This window comes from Enterococcus sp. AZ077 (assembly GCF_051714965.1).
Taxonomy (GTDB): Bacteria; Bacillota; Bacilli; order Lactobacillales; family Enterococcaceae; genus Enterococcus_B; species Enterococcus_B hirae.
The window spans coordinates 129,566-147,125 of the sequence record NZ_JBIOSX010000001.1 but is presented as its reverse complement, the minus strand read 5'-3'; the positions used below and the strand labels follow the sequence as shown (position 1 = coordinate 147,125).

20 protein-coding genes and 1 pseudogene are annotated in these 17,560 nt (G+C 35.7%); 6 read left to right on the top strand and 15 right to left on the bottom strand.

The window, feature by feature from the left end; all coding sequences use genetic code 11:
- Position 1: 1 nt before the first annotated feature.
- The 4 genes from IGL28_RS00725 to IGL28_RS00710 form a co-directional block, all read right to left on the bottom strand.
- The gene (locus IGL28_RS00725) at positions 2-376 is read right to left on the bottom strand and encodes a YlbF family regulator (protein ID WP_010736830.1); all 375 of its coding nucleotides are present in this window, start codon (positions 374-376) and stop codon (positions 2-4) included.
- Between the two features lie 15 nt (positions 377-391).
- Complete coding sequence (locus IGL28_RS00720; protein ID WP_010720381.1) at positions 392-1,189, bottom strand: TIGR00282 family metallophosphoesterase; 798 nt, start codon at positions 1,187-1,189, stop codon at positions 392-394.
- Positions 1,190-1,356: 167 nt separating this feature from the next.
- Positions 1,357-2,130: a Cof-type HAD-IIB family hydrolase gene (locus IGL28_RS00715; protein ID WP_010720382.1), complete on the bottom strand. Its 774-nt coding sequence runs from the start codon at positions 2,128-2,130 to the stop codon at positions 1,357-1,359.
- Between the two features lie 21 nt (positions 2,131-2,151).
- Positions 2,152-2,787: a DNA alkylation repair protein gene (locus IGL28_RS00710; RefSeq protein ID WP_063626422.1), complete on the bottom strand. Its 636-nt coding sequence runs from the start codon at positions 2,785-2,787 to the stop codon at positions 2,152-2,154.
- Positions 2,788-3,234: 447 nt separating this feature from the next.
- On the opposite strand from IGL28_RS00710, the gene rpsD reads away from it, so the two are divergent.
- From rpsD to IGL28_RS00695, 3 genes and pseudogenes are all read left to right on the top strand, one after another.
- Positions 3,235-3,846: a 30S ribosomal protein S4 gene (rpsD, locus tag IGL28_RS00705; protein WP_010720384.1), complete on the top strand. Its 612-nt coding sequence runs from the start codon at positions 3,235-3,237 to the stop codon at positions 3,844-3,846.
- Positions 3,847-4,170: 324 nt separating this feature from the next.
- A complete protein-coding gene (locus IGL28_RS00700; protein WP_081128339.1) occupies positions 4,171-4,719 on the top strand; it encodes a biotin transporter BioY in 549 nt (182 codons plus the stop codon).
- Positions 4,720-4,964: 245 nt separating this feature from the next.
- Positions 4,965-5,117 (top strand): annotated as a pseudogene (locus IGL28_RS00695) (transposase); the annotation flags it as partial.
- A gap of 327 nt (positions 5,118-5,444) precedes the next feature.
- On the opposite strand, the gene IGL28_RS00690 reads toward IGL28_RS00695, so the two are convergent.
- The 6 genes from IGL28_RS00690 to IGL28_RS00665 form a co-directional block, all read right to left on the bottom strand.
- A complete protein-coding gene (locus tag IGL28_RS00690; protein WP_081128342.1) occupies positions 5,445-5,954 on the bottom strand; it encodes a QueT transporter family protein in 510 nt (169 codons plus the stop codon).
- Positions 5,955-6,146: 192 nt separating this feature from the next.
- Positions 6,147-6,908 (bottom strand): 3-oxoacyl-ACP reductase, encoded by a 762-nt coding sequence (locus IGL28_RS00685; protein WP_081128343.1) that lies wholly within the window; start codon positions 6,906-6,908, stop codon positions 6,147-6,149.
- Positions 6,905-7,126, bottom strand: a complete 222-nt coding sequence (locus tag IGL28_RS00680) for a DUF2829 domain-containing protein (RefSeq protein WP_010720389.1) — start codon at positions 7,124-7,126, stop codon at positions 6,905-6,907. Before IGL28_RS00680 ends, IGL28_RS00685 begins: the two co-directional genes overlap by 4 nt.
- On the bottom strand, positions 7,116-8,651 hold the full coding sequence (locus tag IGL28_RS00675; protein ID WP_081128345.1) for a helix-turn-helix domain-containing protein: 1,536 nt from the start codon (positions 8,649-8,651) through the stop codon (positions 7,116-7,118). The genes IGL28_RS00680 and IGL28_RS00675 overlap by 11 nt, the downstream gene beginning before the upstream one ends.
- 63 nt (positions 8,652-8,714) lie before the next feature.
- Positions 8,715-9,416: an LrgB family protein gene (locus IGL28_RS00670; RefSeq protein ID WP_010720391.1), complete on the bottom strand. Its 702-nt coding sequence runs from the start codon at positions 9,414-9,416 to the stop codon at positions 8,715-8,717.
- Complete coding sequence (locus IGL28_RS00665) at positions 9,409-9,825, bottom strand: CidA/LrgA family protein (protein ID WP_010720392.1); 417 nt, start codon at positions 9,823-9,825, stop codon at positions 9,409-9,411. The genes IGL28_RS00670 and IGL28_RS00665 overlap by 8 nt, the downstream gene beginning before the upstream one ends.
- Before the next feature lie 314 nt (positions 9,826-10,139).
- Between IGL28_RS00665 and IGL28_RS00660 the strand changes: the two genes are divergently transcribed.
- Entirely contained in the window at positions 10,140-10,874 is a 735-nt protein-coding gene (locus tag IGL28_RS00660; protein WP_010720393.1) for an MIP/aquaporin family protein, read from the top strand.
- Between the two features lie 153 nt (positions 10,875-11,027).
- Positions 11,028-11,723, top strand: a complete 696-nt coding sequence (locus IGL28_RS00655) for a hypothetical protein (RefSeq protein ID WP_081128346.1) — start codon at positions 11,028-11,030, stop codon at positions 11,721-11,723.
- A gap of 598 nt (positions 11,724-12,321) precedes the next feature.
- Here the strand turns inward: IGL28_RS00655 and IGL28_RS00650 are convergent.
- The 3 genes from IGL28_RS00650 to IGL28_RS00640 form a co-directional block, all read right to left on the bottom strand.
- Positions 12,322-13,221 (bottom strand): metallophosphoesterase, encoded by a 900-nt coding sequence (locus IGL28_RS00650; protein ID WP_081128349.1) that lies wholly within the window; start codon positions 13,219-13,221, stop codon positions 12,322-12,324.
- A gap of 25 nt (positions 13,222-13,246) precedes the next feature.
- On the bottom strand, positions 13,247-13,603 hold the full coding sequence (locus IGL28_RS00645) for an iron-sulfur cluster biosynthesis family protein (protein ID WP_010736822.1): 357 nt from the start codon (positions 13,601-13,603) through the stop codon (positions 13,247-13,249).
- 72 nt (positions 13,604-13,675) lie between these two features.
- The gene (locus tag IGL28_RS00640) at positions 13,676-14,245 is read right to left on the bottom strand and encodes a GNAT family N-acetyltransferase (RefSeq protein WP_010720398.1); all 570 of its coding nucleotides are present in this window, start codon (positions 14,243-14,245) and stop codon (positions 13,676-13,678) included.
- Positions 14,246-14,482: 237 nt separating this feature from the next.
- Between IGL28_RS00640 and IGL28_RS00635 the strand changes: the two genes are divergently transcribed.
- Positions 14,483-14,779, top strand: a complete 297-nt coding sequence (locus tag IGL28_RS00635) for a hypothetical protein (protein ID WP_034698663.1) — start codon at positions 14,483-14,485, stop codon at positions 14,777-14,779.
- A 325-nt stretch (positions 14,780-15,104) separates the two neighbouring features.
- On the opposite strand, the gene IGL28_RS00630 is transcribed toward IGL28_RS00635, so the two are convergent.
- Both IGL28_RS00630 and IGL28_RS00625 read right to left on the bottom strand, forming a co-directional pair.
- A complete protein-coding gene (locus tag IGL28_RS00630) occupies positions 15,105-16,232 on the bottom strand; it encodes a hypothetical protein (protein ID WP_241546316.1) in 1,128 nt (375 codons plus the stop codon).
- A gap of 357 nt (positions 16,233-16,589) precedes the next feature.
- Positions 16,590-17,543: a siderophore ABC transporter substrate-binding protein gene (locus tag IGL28_RS00625; RefSeq protein ID WP_081128351.1), complete on the bottom strand. Its 954-nt coding sequence runs from the start codon at positions 17,541-17,543 to the stop codon at positions 16,590-16,592.
- Between the last annotated feature and the right edge of the window lie 17 nt (positions 17,544-17,560).

The following is a 17,560-nucleotide window of genomic DNA, read 5'->3' as shown; positions in this document are numbered from 1 at the left end:
CTTAGTTTTTTGAGGCATTGTCTTCCTCCTCTATCCAATTATTGATTTCATCTTGCAGCATTTTCGTCAAATGATGCAATAAATCATTTGCTTCAAGCAATTGTTTCCGATAAGCTACTACGATCGGATGTTGATCAAATTGTTTCGTCAATTGTTCAACCCGACCATTCGCTTCTTTTTCTGCTATTCTTTTCCCATAATAAGCATAGTTTGCTGCTTCTTTTTGTGCAGATTTGATATCTTCCGTTAACTTTTCTAAATAGGAACTAGTTTGTACTTTTCGCTCTAGTTCGTGGTAGCGGATGATTGTTTCATGTTCACTTAAAAGTTGAGCTAATTTATCCGCTTCTCGTTGAATATTCGGCTCTTTATGCAAAAGATGTCTCACTTTCTATTCTAAAAATGGACGGTCCTCGTTGATCTGGATTAATTGGATGGTTTTCGCTTTACCAGTTGCATCGTCAAATTCCAGTAAACAGCCACTCAAAATACCTCGTCCTCGTTCAACGACTTCAAAACGTTTCGGCAAAGCTGTTAAAAATTTTTCGATAACTGGTTCTCGGCGCATACCTAAAATTCCGTCATAAGGACCTGTCATACCTACATCAGTTAAATAGGCAGTTCCCTGCGGTAGAATCCGTGCATCATTGGTTTGTACATGCGTATGGGTCCCAATGACCGCTGAGACTTTTCCATCTAAGAACCATCCCATGGCTTGTTTCTCACTTGTCGTTTCTCCATGAAAATCAACGAAAATGATTGGCGTTCTTTTTTTTGCTTCGGCGATCAAGCGATCCATCTTGCGGAATGGATCATCTAAGTCGACCATAAAAGAACGTGCTTGCATGTTGATTACAGCTAGTTCTACTTGATTGACTTTCACGAATACCATTCCTTGACCTGGCGTTCCTTCAGGAAAGTTTGCTGGACGAACGATTTTTTTTGCTTGATCGATAAATTCAAAAATATCTCGGTTGTCCCAAGTATGATTGCCCATCGTGACAACATCTACACCGTCTTGTAAAAACTTTTTATAAATTTTTTCAGTTATTCCTCTTCCAGAAGCTGCATTTTCTCCATTTACGATTGTGACCTGTGGTTGATATTTCTTTTTTAAACGAGGAAGATAGGTTGTAATCATATCTCTTCCCATTGAACCTACTACATCACCAATAAATAAAACCCGCACACGTTTTCCTCTTCTCTTTTAACATCATTCTATATTATAGTTGTTTTTTTGTAGAAAGAAAAGGGCAGAAAAATCCTCTGCGTAACCCTCATCTGAAACTACTAAAAAACTAGCTGAAGTCAGTCTCCAACTAGTTCTTTTTACTATCCTAGATTATACTTGTTTATTTAAATCATGGAAAGTTGCTTCAATGCTTTCCAAATTCCATCTTCATCATTTGTATCAGTAACCAACTTCGCTTCTGCTTGTACCTCTGGAACTGCATTTCCCATTGCAACACCAATGCCTGACATACGCAGCATCTCCCGGTCATTTTGGCCATCACCAAAACTAATGATATCTTCTTGCGCAATTCCGACTTGTTCTGCTAGGTGTAAAATCGTGGCTGCTTTTGAACCGTCATGTGGAACAACATCCACACTTTTTTCATGCCAACGAACAAATCGAATCTTATCGTAACTAGAAAAATGATGATCGTAATTCTGATCAAAAAATGCTAAAGCTTGATAGATATCTTGTTCTTCCACAAAGTACTGATCAAGTTCAGGTAAAACAGCACCAAAAGAATGCATTGCCTCTTCCATCATTCCCACATGATTGGAAGAATAACGTTTGATATTATCTAGACTCACAAAAGCAGTATCGATATTTTTATCTTGTGCTTCTTTGACAAAATTGTCTAATTGTTCACGGTCAAGCAAATTTTTATAAACTTGTTCATGATCTAAAAATCCAGCAGCGCCATTACATAAGATATAATTTGTAAATGCTAGATCTCGGATAACCTCTTGCGCATGGAAACGACTACGCCCAGTAGCAATCGTTACCAAATGTCCTGCTTTACGTAACTTATCCAAGGCTTCTCTTGTGCTGTCTAATGCTTGTTTATTTGTGTCCAGTAGCGTCCCATCAATATCAAAAGCAAATAATTTACGTTTCATTTTTTTAGTCGACTCACTTTCTTATAAATACTTGCTTGCTTCTCTTCTTGTCAAAGCAGACCATTCTTTTGTCAATTGTTCTTTTACCCAAGAAACATTTGTCTTGCTGTAATCGCGCAATGCCCACCCAATCGCCTTTTGAATAAAAAATTCCTTTGAGAAGCGATCTTCAGTAATCACTCGATCCAACAACAGCTGATTGGTAGCTTCTTTAAATCCTAACTGTAACGTAATTGCTATTCGCCGAAGCCAAAAATCTTCTTTTTTTTCAAACAAAAGAGAAACCGTCTCTAATTGTTCCATATGAAGTTTACACCATGTAGCATAAACTTTCCGCCAAGCATCAATCGTATCCCACCATGCTTTTTCCGGTACCAATACAGACAATTCGACCAACTCATCCAATGATAAACGTTTGATGTTTTGTTGAATCAAATCAATCGCCAGGTACTGATACTCCCGTTCTTTTTTTTCATAATAATAGAAAACAAGGAAAAAAAGGTCTGGAACATCAAGCACTTTGCTTTCACGCAAAAGTGTTTGTTGCAATTTCCAACGTTCTGGTTTGGGCACACCTGCAAATGAGAACTGATTTCTCATATACATTTCCATTGGATGTGCTTTTTCTTCATTTTTTTGAAAAACTAAAAGTTCCAAGACAGTCCTCCTTGAAAAATCAAGCCCGTATCTTAGGTGACAGCTGAAAAATCACTGTCACTACCTTTTAGTGGCTCTGTAGGTTGAAAATAGGCTGTGCTTACACAAGCATGATCCTTCATTTATTTCTTTTTAAGATTGGTACGTTTATTTTTCATGCTTTTAAAAGATACCCTCTTATTTTATAGAGTGAAACAAGGTTTGTAAAGCGTTTTTAAAGAGAAACGTACTTGACAGTTTCACCTTGTTTCCCTTATACTGGACTTTGTGTAAAATAATGCAGCGGAAAAATAATAATTTCGTCCCTAGTTCATTGCCCCGATTCGGGTTCAATTGCGTAACCGCGGCTGCAAAGGTGAAGATTGAAGAATGGACTACACGATTATGAATTTTTTATCGGATTATTTTACTCCAAAAACTAAATTTATTTTATTGGAGGAAATTTTAATGTCTCGTTATACAGGACCATCATGGAAAATTTCTCGTCGTCTAGGTATTTCATTATCAGGCACAGGAAAAGAATTAGCACGTCGCCCTTACGCTCCAGGTCAACATGGACCAAACAGCCGTGGCAAACAATCAGAATACGGTATGCAATTAACTGAAAAACAAAAACTACGTCACATGTACGGAATGAACGAACGTCAATTCCGTAACTTGTTCGTTAAAGCTAGCAAAATCAAAGAAGGTAAACACGGGGTTAACTTCATGATCTTACTAGAACAACGTTTAGACAATGTTGTTTATCGTCTAGGTCTTGCAACTACTCGTCGTCAAGCTCGCCAATTAGTTAACCATGGTCATGTGATGGTTGATGGCAAACGCGTTGATATCCCTTCATACCACGTTGAAGTTGGTCAAGTGATCTCAGTTCGTGAAAAATCACAAAACATGACAACAATCAAAGAAGCTGTTGAAGCAACTGTTGGTCGTCCAGCATTCGTAAGCTTCGATGCTGAAAAATTGGAAGGTTCATTAACTCGTTTACCAGAACGTGACGAACTATATCCAGAAATCGACGAAGCTCTTGTCGTTGAATACTACAACCAAAGCCTATAATTTTCAAAGCTTTGGCTTACAAGCCCACTATCTATTCGATAGTTGGGCTTTTTTTATGTAGATTTCCCTCTCTCTTTTCTAGCTCTCTTCTTTATTTGAATTTGATTCGCCCGTGTAACTCTCCTGGAATCATATGTTGAGACTTGCCAAAAAGTTCAAAATGAAACAATGTTTAACTGAACATATAACCTATCCTCAAAGGAAGATAGACTAATATTTTGAAGGAATACTTCGTTTATTTAAAAAATATACTTTACAAAAAATAATTTTTCTTATACAATTTCGTTAACTTAGAAAATAAAAATGGTTAACAAAGGAGAACTTATGACAAAATCACTCAAAGAACTCATTCTTGCTGCAGAATTTGCAGCGATCATTGCCGTTCTTTCACAATTCACTTTCCCTCTAGGTCTAATTCCTTTGACTGGACAGACTTTTGCCATTGGTTTAACTGCTACTTTCCTTGGTAAGAGAACAGGAACTGTCTCCGTCTTGATCTATCTTTTATTAGGTCTTATTGGGTTACCTGTTTTCTCGGGGATGTCTGGAGGGATTGGTGTATTATTCGGTCCTACCGGTGGCTATCTAGTTGGTTTTATCCTCCAGTCTTGGCTAATTGGATTTATCATGGAGAAAGTCGGTTCTCGCTATCCTCTGACAATATCCGCAAACTTAGTTGGTTCAGCAGCCGCATTATGCTGTGGCATGCTTTGGTTAATGATCAGTAGTCGTCTTTCTCTTCACACAGCATTTTTAAGTGGATTTCTTCCTTTTATAATCCCTGAAGCAATCAAATCGATTGCTGCCGCTTCGGTAGGTCTGTTTCTAAAAAAACGTTTGTCTCGACTTCAGTTGTTTAGTATGGATAAATAACTAGACAAAACAACTACTACGTTGTATTCCTTTACGAAAAATTTTTAAAATAAAATCGTCACTGATTCAAACTGATTGTGACATTACCTAAATTCCTTGAATTGTTGATAAATAAAAAAAGCTTACAATCGTAAGCTTTCAGACTATAGACAAAGTGCTTATTTATAGTGTTTTGTCTTTTTTATACGTTAAAACAGAACGATAAATTGGAGCTGTACCCGATGCTTTCAAAACAAAGTAAGTTTAAAGATCTCTATAAAAAAAGAGAAGAAACGATTGAACGAATATTCAGCACCACAAAAGAATCTCATGGGTTACGTTATACCAATCAAATAGGAATTGTAAAAATGCACATGAAAATCGGGCTTACTTTTGCTTGTCTAAATATGATAAAGCTAAATCAAAAAATATCAAGCGAAAAAAGAGTATTTTTCTAAAGAAAAGAAGACAAATTTTTCTTTTGTTTTTGAAAATAGACATATAAAAAAGAGGTTGAGACAAAAGTGTTCAGCATCAAGAAATAAGAAGGAATTTCCGAAAATTGCTTCTCAAATTTTTGGTAAATTTCGGCTTATTTCCGAAGATGCTACTTTTGTCTCACCGTTTATTCGTTTTTTAGAGATACTAGAAGAGACTGAGACAACTTTTGTCCCAGTCCCTTCAATCTAAAAGCTTTCAATCGTAAGCTTTTTATCTTCTATTTTTAGACTTAGCTAAATCGTCGTTTATTTTTTTAGATCTACTTTTTGTCCGACCCAATAAATGACGACTCCTCCCACTAGCATGGAAGCTAGCTCACCCAAAGCAACAGTTCCCCAAGTGAAGAAAAAGGGTAATTGATAGAATAGCTTCAATTGTCCAGCAACTGTAAACATAGAAAATGCAAAGACCAAAGCTGTAATCACCATTTTTATTTTCATGTTTCTTACTCGTTTTGTTATCTCATAGTTAATCAATAAGACGAGTAAGGTGCTGATACTACCAACTACTACATCAATCCATCCCAATGGTGAGGAAAGATTGGCTAAAGCAACACCTAGCGTGATAGCCAAAATATACTTTTTATTATAGAGCGACAAATAATTGAACATTTCGGAAAGACGTATTTGAATGGCACCAAAACTGATAACTGACAACACGAATGTAACTGCCACATATAAGCCTGTTACAAGTGCCATTCGAGCAATTTCTGCTGTGGTAAAACGATTAGTAGAACGAATTTTCTTTTGATCCATATTCTTTCTCCTTTACAAGGTCGTGATACAATCGATCATCCTTGTGGTCAAAAATGCCACAAAAGATCTCGTCTCTCTCAACTCTTGGTAATAACTACGACCAAAGGATGGGAATTGACTTCCAACTGAAGTGCCGTAGTGCGAATAAATTCGCTAATCATAGCTTATCTGAAAACAATAAAAAAGACAAAATCATTTTAATAACCAACCACCGTCGATTGGAATGATCGTCCCTTGGATATAGCTTGCTTGAGGGGTCGCCAAGAACAACGTTAATTCAGCAACTTCCTCTGGTTGCGCCCACCGTTTAACAGGTGTTTCATTCGCCACCCATTCTGCCATCTCACCATTTCCTGCAAAATCAACTGCATTCATAGGTGTTTGAATCGCGCCTGGTGCAATTCCTTTGATACAAATACCTTTAGAAGCATAATCTAATGCTAATTGCTTCGTAAAGCCAACAATTGCATGCTTTGCGCTGGTATAGGCAATCCCGCCCCCACCACCGACAAAGCCAGCAATTGATGCCATATTGATGATTGTCCCCTTTTCTTCCTCAAGCATATCTGGAAGGATCAAGTGCGTTAGCTGAAACATACTCTTGACATTAACAGCAAACACTCGATCCCATAAAGCTTCATCTGTTTCCAACAATGGCTGGTACTCATCTAAAATTCCTGCTGTATTCAGCAAGATCGCAACTTTTCCAAACGTTTCGTGACACTGTTCAACCGCCTTTTTTAACAAAGAATGATTCGTGATATCACCTAAAAAATAAGCAAAGGTTTCAGAAAATTGCTGGGATAGATCGTCCATTCGGCCTAATTGCTGATCAAAACCAAACACCCGCGAACCTTGTTCTAAAAAGGCTTTAGCTTGTGCCTGTCCGATACCTGAAGCTGCTCCAGTGACAAAAACAACTTTCTCTGTTAGATCACTGTATCTATTTTTCATTCCACAATGATCCAATCTTCAGCTAAAATGTCACAGACTGTAGGCGCAAAACTGGAAAATCCTTCGTCACTTGTTTTGATTAAAAAGTAAGGGGTAACGGGACAACCGTCAAATTCTTCTCCTGAAACAAGAACGACATACAATTCAAAACCACTCCAACCTTTTCGAATCACTTTATTCCCTTTTTTTAATGCTGGTAAAATTTCTTCAAATGTCATTTATTTCGTTCCTTTCTTTGTCTTTTCGGTCTTGGATCAACACAAATTTTTGGTACAATTGGATATAATCGTTTAACTGTAACTCTCCAGTCACGATAAAGTATTCTAAATCAGACCATGGCTTACGATGCACTTTGCTCGTTGAAAGTAATAAATCAACTTCTCGTCCCCGATAATCTGTTGGTAAAAATTTCAAACAATAAACATTTCGAAAAAAACGATGTAAGTCTTCTATTAACAACTGCTCTTCAAACAGAGGGAAATCTGTCATCAAAAGAATCGTGATCTGCGGTAATTTTGGCATAAATGCACCCATTGTCTTTAAAACCGTTAAATACCGCCCCATCAAAAAAGACGTATTTTGAAATGCTAGCTGATCCACTTTTTGCTCGGTCTCAAAAAACAAATCGAGCCACTGGATAATTTCACTATTTTCGATCATCAAATGATTTATAAAGTCACTGTCGTTCCCATCAATAGTTTCCTTAGCTTCTGGAAAAAGATAGGCAAATAAATGACTACTAAAAAGATAGGTTTCAGCTTCTTTTGTTAAGGGTTCTTCTGACAATCCTTGTTCCACTTGATAGAGAGCTAATGCTTCTTTTGCTTCATAAAGTGCATGGTAGGGCGGTGTTTGTCTCCTTCGATGGAAAGCAAACATTTCTTCTCGGATGTCTTCATCCGTATAATACTCTTCTCGTGTCATCAAAACTAAAAATAACGCACCTAATTCTTCTTCATTTTGAAAATAGTTAGGAAACACTGGTTGCATCCAATGACAAAATTTTTGAAACATAGGATTATCAGTAATCAGTTGTCGCTTTCGTTCGTTTAACGATACGTAATGCTTCTGAGATTTACGCAAGAAGAAAGCTCCTAACATATACTCTAGTCTTCTTTTTTTGATCTCATTAAGGCGAACATTGAAAAAAGCCATGATTTGTTCAGCAATTTTTTTCACATCTAATTGTGAAATCGTTACAAAAGGCCAAATTTTCCCACGAAACAACTGCCAAAACGTCATGTGAAGGTAAAGCCGGATGATTTCTTCTTCTCCTTGCACCACATAAGTCCCACGTTGTAAATAAATCCCGTAATTTTTTAATTGTTCTCTCCACTCGTTGATCTTTCGACGCGCAGTTGATTCGCTGATATATTGTTTTTGAGCAAATTGATAGATCGTATGAAACTCTTCAAAAAAAATATCGTGCAATAGCTGGTATTTCAGCGTACTTTGCACGAGAAAAATCAAAAAACGCTCATGTTCGATAGAATCAAGCGTATCATAAAAGGAATAGCCAGAACGAGGGGTTTTCATAAACAATGTTTGAGAGCTCTCGTTGAACTGATGGTAATTTTTTGTTAATTCGTTTAAGTACTTAGCGACACTTCTTGCATCTAATTGGACTGTTTGTGCCAGTTCAGCAATCGTGTGCCACTGATGATCCTCGAAATTTTCCAGCAGGAGAATTTTATAATAAAGGTCTTTATCAAATCGTTTTAAATATTCAGATGACAAATACAACTTTTACCACTCCTTTATGCTAGAACGTTTTTTTCATTGTAGCATAAATCCTGGGAAACAACATCAAAACAGGTTAGTAAAAAACTGAAATAATAATGGTAATAAAAAGACGGTCAGCATGCCATTGACGCCAATGGCTAAGCCTGAAATAATCCCTTCGATCTCACCCAATTCGATTGCCTTTGCTGTACCAATCGCATGAGAGGTACTTCCTAACGCAACCCCCTTAGCAATCGGACTGCTGATCTTAAAAAGACGAAAGATATGAGTAGCGATCAACGACCCAAAGATACCAGTAGAAACAACAATTGCAAGCGTGACCGCATTGATTCCTCCCATCGTATGAGAAAGATCAACAGATATCGCTGTTGTCACTGATTTAGGTAGCAGAGAAATGACCATCGCTTTTTTTAATGTAAATAAATAGCCAATACCCACACTGACTAAGCAATTAGCTACGATCCCCGCTAAGATTGCCGCAATGACTGGGAAAAAATTTTCTTTTAACAAATGAAAATTTTTATATAAGGGAATAGCTAATGCAACTGTTGCTGGCGTGATCATCATGGTCAAAAAATTCCCACCCACATTATAATCCTGGTAACTGATTCCAGAAAAATGAAGAAAAAGAATGATCACTAAAATAGACAATACCAACGGATTGATAATTGGCAATTTATACTTGCGTAAAAATTTATCTGATAATACGTAGACACCTAACGTTAAGCTTAATCCAAATAATGGGTTACGAATAAATTCAGTCAATTTGTTGCTCCTTCCTTTTGATTTTCTGCAACTTTTGGCTACTTGTTTGTTTCAATTGAACAGATTGTAACATTTTTTCTACTACTTCTGCCGTTTTGCCTGCTACGACCATCGTTACGATCGAACAGATCACTACCGCACCTAATAAAATAGGCCAAATTGTCGCAATATCACCAAAATAGTCAAGTAAACCTACCCCTGCCGGGACGAATAAAATCGTTAAATTATTTAATAAAAAATCACCTGTTCCTCCTAAATGCTCAGGCTTTACTAGTCGCATCTCAAAAGCTAGGAACAAAAATAAGATACCTAGGATACTTCCAGGAATTGGTAAATGGAACAATACACGAGTTCCTTCACCTAAAACTGAGAAAAAGAGGATAATAAAAAATTCTTGAAAAAATTTCATCTATGAAACACTCCTTATTGTTAGCTTTCATTTTACTAACAATATTTTTCTGAAATTTTCAAATTGTGCTGTTTCTAAAGTACAATATTTGAAAAATATAATCGTTTTTTTTTGGTATATTTATAATTAAGGTTGGTGTTTTGTGGGAAAGTTCCATACGTTGTTTTGGAAGTTGGTCAGATTTCTTTTATACATAGAAATCATTTTTTTATCTGCACTTATTTATGACCAATAAAAACGTCGGATGCGAAGCACTACACCTATTGTGTTGTTGTTTCTTTTTTTTTGCATTTTTATAAATTTTGGAGGTATATATGGATTATTCACTTATGACCCGTCTTGTGGCGGAAATGATCGGTACAGCTTTATTAATCATTCTTGGGAATGGTGCTGTAGCAAACGTAGATTTAAAAGGAACAAAAGGTTATGGAAGTGACTGGATGTTGATCGCTGTAGGTTATGGCTGTGGTGTAATGATGCCAGCAATGATTTTTGGTGGTATCAGTGGAAATCATATTAACCCAGCGTTCACAATTGCTCTTGCCTCAAATGGTTTATTCCCATGGGCTGAAGTATTACCTTATATTGCTGCTCAATTGATTGGTGCCGCAATTGGACAATTGATCGTTGTAGCTTGCTACAAACCTTATTATGATCAAACAGACGATGTAAACCATGTATTAGGTACTTTCTCAACAATCAACAGTGTTGGTTCTAAATTCAATGGTTTTGTTAATGAATTCTTTGGATCATTTGTTTTATTCTTTGGTGCACTAGGAATTACTAAAGCACCTTTCTTCCAAGACAATCTTGGTACAGCACACTTAGCTCTTGGTTTCTTAGTATGGACGTTAGTTGCTTCTCTCGGCGGACCTACTGGACCTGGTTTGAACCCAGCACGTGACTTCGCACCACGTTTAGTCCACGCATTGTTACCATTAAAACATAAAGGTTCATCACAATGGGGTTATGCATGGGTACCTGTTGTTGCACCGATTTGTGCTGGTATCGTTGCTGTCTTCTTATACAAATTCTTATTTATGGCTTAATTTATCAAAAAAACTTGGAATCACTTCAATTCCAAGTTTTTTTATTTGGAGAAAAAATTGATTTCTGTCCTCTTTTAACCTATGTCATACTATGCAAAGAACGCAAAATAAATTGCAGACTTTACTATTTATTTTATAAATGGAGGAACTCCTATGCCTTACGAAACAGAGCTTCAACGACATCTTGATATATTTGCTCTTTCTTTATCATTAAAGAAAAATAATAGATGGTCTCCGGAAGATGATAAAGTGAATTACCCACTTTTATTTTCTATTTATATTAAAATGATCCAACAAGATGAACAAGAATTTTTTGTACGTAAGCAAGACAAATTAAAAATGATTCAGTCACTCAACCGAAGCAAGGATTTCTATTCTTTTACTCGTCACACACAACTTTTTCATACTTTAAAGCGGATGATTTCAAATGATCCTCGAGATTTTATTCTTTTGCCCTTATCTTATAGTATAAAGAAAAATAAAAAAAGTGGTCATGTTTCCGGAGCACTCATCTACAAAGAAACGAAAAACTATAGAATTATTCTAGTGGATAAAAGGAAGCACCTGTCAAACTCATCTGTAAATATGGTTAAAATTCCTTCGGAGAAAATGGCTCCCCTTTGTAAAGAATTGTTTGCACAGAGAGATCATCCTAAACTCGAAACTTGTTATGATATTCTGTACAGAATTATTGACCATTCCTCTTCTAACAGCTTTTCGTCACTAGACTATACGATGCATGAACAAAAAGAAGGAAATTGTGTGGTCAAAGAAATAGAAGCTACTGCAAAAACTGCGCTCTTACATTGCCGCCATGACCTTCTTGCTTCACAAGGTAAAAAAAATTAAAATGGAGTGATGTTCCCGAGTCCACTTTGGAGATGCAAAAACGTTTTTTAACTGTGATCAAATCAAAATACATAAAATCTCCTCTTCCTGATTATTTCTTTGAAATTTACAAATTGAGAAAACGAGCGAATGATGAACATTCGCCTTTAACAACGACAGAAAAAAAAGAATACATGAAATATACAAAAAAATATTTGCCGATCATCCAGAAATTCAAGAAATCTTCAAAGAAACGCCTTCTAGTAACCTTTCAAAAGTAGAGAAACCAATACACTTAAACAAAGCAATTATAGCAGATCCGAAAATGAGTAAGTATCCAAAAGCTGGCAATACCAAAAATATGATCAATATTTTTGAAAAAATAACTGACGAAAAAAATAGGATAGCTAACGGATTAAGAACCGAAAAAAGGACGCCAAAAGATGAGTTCATTCGCTAAAGGGGATAATGTGAAATCAATAATCCGATTGTGCTCAACAAGAAAAAATAAACGAGTGCCTAGCTCCGCAATAAATAGTTAGACCGTGACCGTTCTAACCCTATTTTCAAAAAATGATATTACTCGTTGACAATGGAATAAAAAGCCATAACGACCATTTTAATAAGAAATGGTCGTCATGGCTTTTGCAAACTCTTCGTACAAATGTTCATTGCGGTAGCGATTAAACTCTGGGTCGTGTTTTCGTAATAGCGTGCGTAACTTCATGGGATGATAACTATCGATCAAGTGATTTTCTCGTACAAACTCCCTCGTCAATTGCCATTCATAATAATAACCAAAAGGACGGCAACTATAGCGGGTACCATGAATGATTTTATCTTCAAAACGACGATGGGTATGTCCAAAAACAACCTGTTTGATATTATCGTATTGATCTAATAGTTGTCCAAAAGAAGCGGAACCTAAAAAAGCATTTAAGTTGTTCCAGCGTTCGAATGGAGCGTTTTGATAGACAATAAAGTCTTTTTTAGGAACAAAATGTGTCGCTAAAATAACGTCCAGTTTTTTTGCTTCTAACTGGTCTAGTAACTTTTTCATTGCTATCAGAACTCGAGCGTTGACTTCAATGTCACTTCCCTCTCGTTTAATAAAACGATCATACCAGTAAAGGTTCTTCATGCGCAGAATTTGTTTATTTTCTTTTAACTCTGAGAATTGATAATCATACCAACCATTCATCCCAAGTAGGACTGTCTGCTTATTCAACGCCAGATATCGTTCATTTAAAAAGTGAGAATCCGGGAAATGATTCATCATTTCTTCTCCCTCAACATCTGCCAATTCATGGTTCCCAAAGTTGAACGTTGTAGGAATTCCTTTTTTGGCAAAAAATTCAACAACTGCTTGGCAAAGATCGACTTTATTCGCCACATCTCCTGCTAAGTGAAGCCGTGTGATCCCTTTGTCTGTGAGAACCTTCCACAAAATCAGCCATTCTTGTTCACTAAACTGATTGATATCTACATGTAAATCGCTGATAATTGCCAAGTTTCCCATACGCTTACCTTCTGTCTCCTATTTTCTACTCGTGATGTATGATTTGAAGATTACCTTTTAGTAATCCACTGGGGCCTTTTAACTGTAAACTCTTATAAGTCGGTTCAACTGCAATTGTCGTCGGATCATCTAGATACATCAATGCACTTTTTTTGATGTAGATTGGTCCAACAGCTGTTTCTACTTTGACAGAGTATAAACTCAAATCTTTTGTTGTCTCTTTCTTTACGAGAATCAAACGAAAGGATGTATCAATCTGACAAGTTACTCGACTGTCGGCAAAAGGACCATCTCCGTCTTCAATATCAAGTAATAACTGTTCATCTTCATTTTGTTGTGCTAATAATTTTTCTTTTGCTTCATCTGTTAGTAATAATTCCATTCTTATCACCTCAAACTTAGCTTAATGATTTTACAACTCAGATGCAACTAACTTGTTTATGCTACACCTTTATCAACTTCTACCTGCTTGCCATTCTTGTCGTGTCAATCCTCGCAAGACAACTGAAACGATTTTTCCTTTGAAACGCCTTGCATCAGGGATGATTCCTTCTTTTTTCATCCCAAGTTTTTCCATTACACGCCCCGACTTAGGGTTTTCTGCATCGTGATAAGCAAAGATTCGGACCAAGTTTAACTCTTCAAATCCTAATTTTATCAATGCTTGACTCGCTTCTGGAACAAATCCTCTTCCCCAATAGTTCTTATTCAGTGCATATCCGATCTCTGCGTTATCTTCATTTTCTTGTACTCTTAAATCAATTGTCCCGATGAATTGTTGATTTTCTTTTAATTCAATACCGTACTTCCCTAAAGGTGCTGACATAAAATAATTAGCGATGCTGTTTTTCGTATCTTCAACGGATTGATGTGTTGGAAATACAAACCGTGTCGTTTCTTCATCATGAGCATAGTCATACATGTCTTTTGCATCATTTAATGTAACGGGGCGTAAAATCAAGCGCTCTGTTTCAATACGTTGATGTTGCGCAAAAACCAAATTTCGATTGATCAATTGTTCCATCGCTATCCTCACCTTTTGCTTTTTCGTTTTCTTAACTGTAGCGAAATTTGTTATAACTTTCAACTACTTCCGTCGAAAGAATTCTTAAACCTGCCTAAAATAAAGGACTGGAAAGTTCAAAATAAAAAATCCTTAATCATTGCTTGAAAAAGAATAATTTTTTGTTCACGTTTTATTAACATCTTTTCGTTATCGTTGAAATAACCAATAAATACAATGGATATCGGAGGAGTTCCTATGAGAGAATATACGAAAAAAATCTATTTTATTGAAGAAACCCAAAATATTGAAGGATCTTATATTGAAGTAAAAACCTTATTTGTCAACGAGGATAAAGAACAAGCCCTCACGACATTTAAACAATTATCAAAAAAACTAATGCCGTCTTTTGGCTTAGTACTCGGTGAGTATAAAATCAAAGCCGGAAAAAGTTATTTTTCCCAATTATTACAACGGTGGGCACATTTACCAGCTGAATTCTATCGTACGATGACAATTTTAAATTACCAAACATTAGCTGAAACAAAAGGATAAAAATTTAAGTTTTATTTATGTTTCGTTTAGTATCCTTATCAACACCATAGGAGGCGAACGAGATGATAAAAAAATTTTTCACACGATTATTTACCCAGCATCAACCTAGAATTAATCCTTATGAAGTCGAAAATGAATTTATGTTGAAGACAGACTTCCCTAAATGCTACTAATAGCTTGCTTTATAACCAAAAGAGAGACTGACAGATTATTTTCTGACAGTCTCATTTTTTCTCCTATTTAAATCTTCTAAATATATATATCTATATACAAATCCATAACCATTAATCTTCCTTAAAAAAAAATGTACTTTTATTAAACAAGCTTATGTTCTAGAAAAGTATTTCTCTTGCTTTACAACATATGATTGTAACGAAGGCTCAGTTCTTTGTTGTCTAGGTAAGGTAAGAATATCTCCCATTTTTTTTAATTGAGGTATAGAAGGTGGCATTTGTTCATTGTTGATTCCTACAATACGAGAATCTTTTTTAAATTCTTCAACAATTTTATTCCGTTTATAAAGCCTCCAATTTCTTTTATAAATATTGTTATATCTTCTTTTTAAAACTATGTATTTTATTTTTTTATATATATTATTTTTTCTTTGACTTCGTATTTTTTCTAATTTCATCATCTTCTGTTGTAATTTTACATTTTTTGGATGATTTTTTCGCTTCAGATAATAATTGTTAAAAATATAGTCAAAAGACTTATTTTGTTCATGTTTATTAGTTTTCAAAGCCTTAAGAAATCGTTTTCTCATCTCTAAAGTTGAATTAGGGCAAGAGTTCCATTTAGGTCTCAATGTTGGTTTAGAATGAGAATATGACAGAATACTTTTTTGACAGTTAAAAAGAGCTACTTTAAGTGTAGATTCTACCTCGTTAACAATGCAGTTTCCAACATTTTGAAGTGACATATCAACGTTAAGCCTAGAAACACACTTTTTTGTTGATATGTGAACTAATTTCTTTAATTCTTCGAAAGGTTGTATCGTTGGTAGAGCAAACTTATTACTTAAATAAAGTACATGATTAAGCTGATCTATTCTTTCAGCATAGATGGTTACAAGTCCAACAGGAAATTGATGATTAAATAGTTTCGCTTTATCAACCATTACTACGTCATAACAATTTCCATGTTTATATATTATTAATCCAGAACAATGTCCTTTACCAGAATAAAGAGGATAGGCAAGTGGTACAATCAAAAATGACGTAGGATCATTTGTTTTAAGACTTTCCAGTATTTGTAACGATGCAGTAGTACTTGGTGCATTACAAAAATCTAGTGTTTTTGTTAATGACGAAAGAATGTGTTCTTTCCTATTTTCATCAATAAAGAACCCATCAGTATCCTGTTCAATCATTTTTTTGTAGGTAGAAAGTAGCATCACTTCGTCCTCTGTGCCAGTATCACCGTCTCTCTTGTGCTCTTTGACAGCATCTTCCATTCTATAGTATAAGTTGGTATTATGTTTTAACCCTAAGGTCAGGGCTAAAAGAGCTCATAACGACGTTGATAATCATCCATATAATTCAATTCCTTTCATATGTAGAGATTAAGATGAATAATTTAAAAAACTTTATTCGATTCATTAGTGGGAGTTGCTAACAAATATAGCATAGTTGAAGATATAATATTCATTAATTTTTTCCTCAAGAAAGAAATAGCTGTTCTAAGCTTACATAAATATGAGCACATCCCGTTATGACTATAAAAAAGATTACTCCACCATCTATAGAATCTAATATTTTTTTATATATAAAGAAAATGAGACCGATAACAATCGTCCCATCTCGTTTTTACTTTATTTCAAGGCTTGAGCAACATCTTCAATCATTAATTTCATGGATTCTAAGCCTCCACCACTTAGATACCAAACGTCTGGCTGTAGCGAAATCACTTTATGATGTTTACCTGCATCCGTTTGTGCAATCAACTCATTCGCAGCGACATTATCCTTACTGTCATCGCCACCGATCGCTTTCGTACGATCTACCACAAAAAGAATACCAGGATTTTTGTCTAATACATATTCATAAGAGACGCTTTGTCCATGAGTAGAAGCTTCAATATGTTCATCTGCTTGTTTAAAACCAAAGACATCATGAACAAGTCCGAAGCGTGATCCTGAACCATAGGCGGATAATTGTCCTTCATTGACTAACGTCACTAACGCAGTTTGATCAAGATTACTTGTTTTTTCTTTTATCTCATTGATTTTTTTAGTTAAATCGGTAAGTCCTGCCTCGGCTTGATCTTCTCGATCAAAAATCTTTCCTAAGGTTTGAACATTTTGTTGTATCGATTCCCATGGCTTGCTTGAATCAACAGCTAAATATAAAGTAGGCGCAATTTTGTTTAATTCCTCTTGATAATCGCTTTGTCTACCTGAGATAATGATCAAATCAGGTTGCATTTGGTTGATTTTTTCTAAATCAGGTTCTTTAAGTCCGCCTGCGGAATCCACTTCTTTATATTTTGCCAAATAGTCTGGTAAATTCTTCGTGGCCGCACCAACGACTTTATCCCCCACTCCTAATGCATCCAAAGTATCTAAAGAACCATTATCAAAGACGACGACTTTTTGAGGTTTTTGTTTAACTTCAATTTTCTCACCGTTACTGTCTTTTACGGTCAAAGAAGATTGAACTTCTCCGCCGCTGGTTTTCGTATTTGTCGTAGTACTCCCCGCATTGCTACCACATGCTGCTAACGCTACTGTTGCTACTAATAAAAAACTGACAACTAATTTTTTCATTCCGATTCTCCTTCTGC